This is a genomic window from Fodinibius sp., assembly GCF_041642155.1.
GTDB lineage: Bacteria > Bacteroidota > Rhodothermia > Balneolales > Balneolaceae > Fodinibius.
In genome coordinates this window covers 1-2,656 of sequence record NZ_JBEPWZ010000365.1, presented here as the reverse complement: position 1 = coordinate 2,656, position 2,656 = coordinate 1, and the positions used below count along the sequence as shown (strand labels likewise).

The 2,656-nt window shown below is 48.1% G+C and carries 2 protein-coding genes; both read right to left on the bottom strand.

The window, feature by feature from the left end:
* Window positions 1-868 (bottom strand): Gfo/Idh/MocA family protein (locus ACESLU_RS13990; protein ID WP_372639249.1); only part of this gene is annotated, 868 nt, incomplete at its 3' end.
* A 171-nt stretch (window positions 869-1,039) separates the two neighbouring features.
* Entirely contained in the window at window positions 1,040-2,611 is a 1,572-nt protein-coding gene (locus ACESLU_RS13985) for an arylsulfatase (protein ID WP_372639248.1), read from the bottom strand.
* Window positions 2,612-2,656 lie beyond the last annotated feature (45 nt).

Here is a 2,656-nt window from a genome sequence, read left to right as displayed (position 1 = left end):
CCTCTTCTGCCAGTTCCTTCGCTTTTTTACCCATCATAAAATCGTTGCTGGACATCGACACCATGTAATCCATCTGGTCGCCGTAATTGAGATCCAGCATCTGGGCGGCGGGACCAAGTCCGTGTTGTGGGTAGAGGCAGCCATTTCGATTTAAATTCTCTTTAAGGCGCCAGTTATCGTGGTACATGGTCTTGTCAAAGTTATACCGTTCCAGCAGGTCATGAATGTACGCTCCCTCGGCATGGATGATATCGCCGAAAAATCCTTTCCGGGCCATATTCAGCAGCGTGGCTCTCGAACTCTCATGGCATGAAGCGCTGATCTGGACGCAGTGCTTTCGGGTCTTTTCGGAGGTTTCCACCAGCTGCCAGCACTCGTCGATCGTCTGGGCGGCGGGAAGTTCCGTATAGGCATGTTTATCATGTTCCATGGCATAAACCGCCATGGGAGTATGCCACTCCCAGGGAGTGACGATAGAAATCAGGTCAATATCCTCCCGTTCGCACACTTTCTTCCATTCCTGGTCGTCCCCAAAGTAGCCGTCGGGATTGTGCGAGGTACCTTCAAGTGAGGCCTGGGCTTTCTTTACGCGGTCCTCCTCCAGATCGCACAGGGCGTTGATCTCCACCCCTTCGATACTCGAAAGCCGGCTTACCGTGCCCGAACCGCGATTACCCAGTCCGATAATCCCGATGCGGACGGTATCCAGGGCCGGGGCGGCGTAGCCATGCATATTAAAGCGTTGCGGCTTCGTCTGCCGGAACGGCTCCTCTTCTTCCTTTTGCTTACTTCCGACCAATCCCAGGGTGGGCAGCGTGAGCCCGGCCATGCCGAGCTGTTTCAAAAATTCTCTTCGGTTGTTTTTCATAAGTCTGTCAGGTTGGTTAGTGAATTCTTACAAATATTATCGTGTGCGCCGCATATTAGATTATAAGTTTTTGTTTTGCAGGTTACTAATTTTTTCTAACTCTTTCTATTTTTTTTCTAACCTTTTTCGGTGGAGGGCTTGTTTATTGTATAGGAATTTATTGAATAGGAACTAATTCCCAAGAGCCTCCATTTGAAAGTGTTTCAGTTTCGGGACACTGTGCTCACGTTCCATAATGGTTCGAATACTATCGACTACTTCGGGGTGCTGATCAGCTACATTGTTCTCCTCACGGATATCTTCTTCCAGATTGTAGAGTTCGATCTCCAGATTTCCATCAGCCATAATATCCTTTCGGATACCTTTCCACCGGTTCATGCGCACAGCCTGTTGTCCCCCGTAAGACGGAAATTCCCAGTATAGATAGTCGTGTTTCTCCTGGTTACTGTCCTCTCCCATGAGAGTGGGCAAAAAACTGATGCCGTCAATCTCTTCGGGGGGATCCACCCCGGCAATCTCACTGAGTGTAGGTAATACATCCCAGAAAGCCGATATATGATCAGTGGTACTGCCAGCGGGTATAACGCCTTCCCATGTTGCAATCATCGGCACCCTTATCCCCCCTTCAAAAAGATGGCCTTTTACCCTTGATTGATTATTCTTGAAATTCAAAAAGGGTCCAGCACTATTAAAATACTCGGGATTGACTCCACCTCCGGTGGTAGGCCCATTGTCACTGCTAAACATGATCAAAGTATTCTCATAAATTCCCCGTTCCTTAAGTTTCTCAACAATTGCACCAACCTGCTCGTCCAGGTAGGATATCATAGCCGCGTATGTGGCATTGGGATAACGAACGGGCACATAACTTCCTTCCGTATACGGTTCTTCGTCCCCAAACTTCTCCAGATAGTAATCGATCCATCGCTTTGGAGCCTGGAGAGAGACATGCGGAATGGTGGAAGGTATAAAAAGAAAGAAGGGATTGCTGTGGTTGTCATCGATAAAGCCAAGGGTCTCATCTAACATGACTTCCGCTGAATAATCCGGTTGATCATGAAATCGCGAGTAACTCTCTGGGTCATACGGATCCGAATCTTCAGGCAGGTCCTGATGCGGGTTTACCAGCTCGTTATCAAGCAGAATCCGCTCATTATTTCTCCATAAGTGTGTCGGATAATACGTGTGGGCCTGACGCTGGCAAAGATAACCATAAAAGAAATCAAAGCCCTGATTGTTGGGATGTCCTTCGGAATTCGGTCCGCCGTTTCCCCATTTCCCGCCGGCTGCTCCCGTTTGGTATCCCGCTTCTTTCAGAACTTCGGCAATCGTAACCGTGGAAGAGGGCAACGCAATCTGTCCCTCTATTTCCGGATGCTCAAACATCGCTTCGAATCGATTCTCATAATCATCCAGGCTGACACCCTCCGGCAGTTCCCGGTCACCGTTGGAACGAATATAGGCATGGCCCGGATGCTTGCCTGTCAACAGCATATACCTTGAGGGAGCACAAACCGGAGAGCCCGAATAGTGCTGGGTGAAGGTCATACCGTTGCGGGCCAGAGCATCGATATTGGGTGTCTCTATTTTTTCCTGCCCATATACTCCTAACTCCCCATAGCCCAAATCATCCGCTAATATATAGACAATATTAGGCAAATCGCTTTTCGTCTGTGCAGCAGCTGAATTGCAACCTGCGGTCAGGACAGTTAAACATAGAACAATGGCATAAATATTTTTCATATTATTTTGTATTGGATAAAAAAATAAAGTGACAACTAATGGAAT

Coding starts and splice junctions, on each gene's coding strand:
- ACESLU_RS13985 (WP_372639248.1), bottom strand. CDS start 2,611: ATGAAAAATATTTATGCCATTGTTCTATGTTTAACTGTCCTGACCGCA.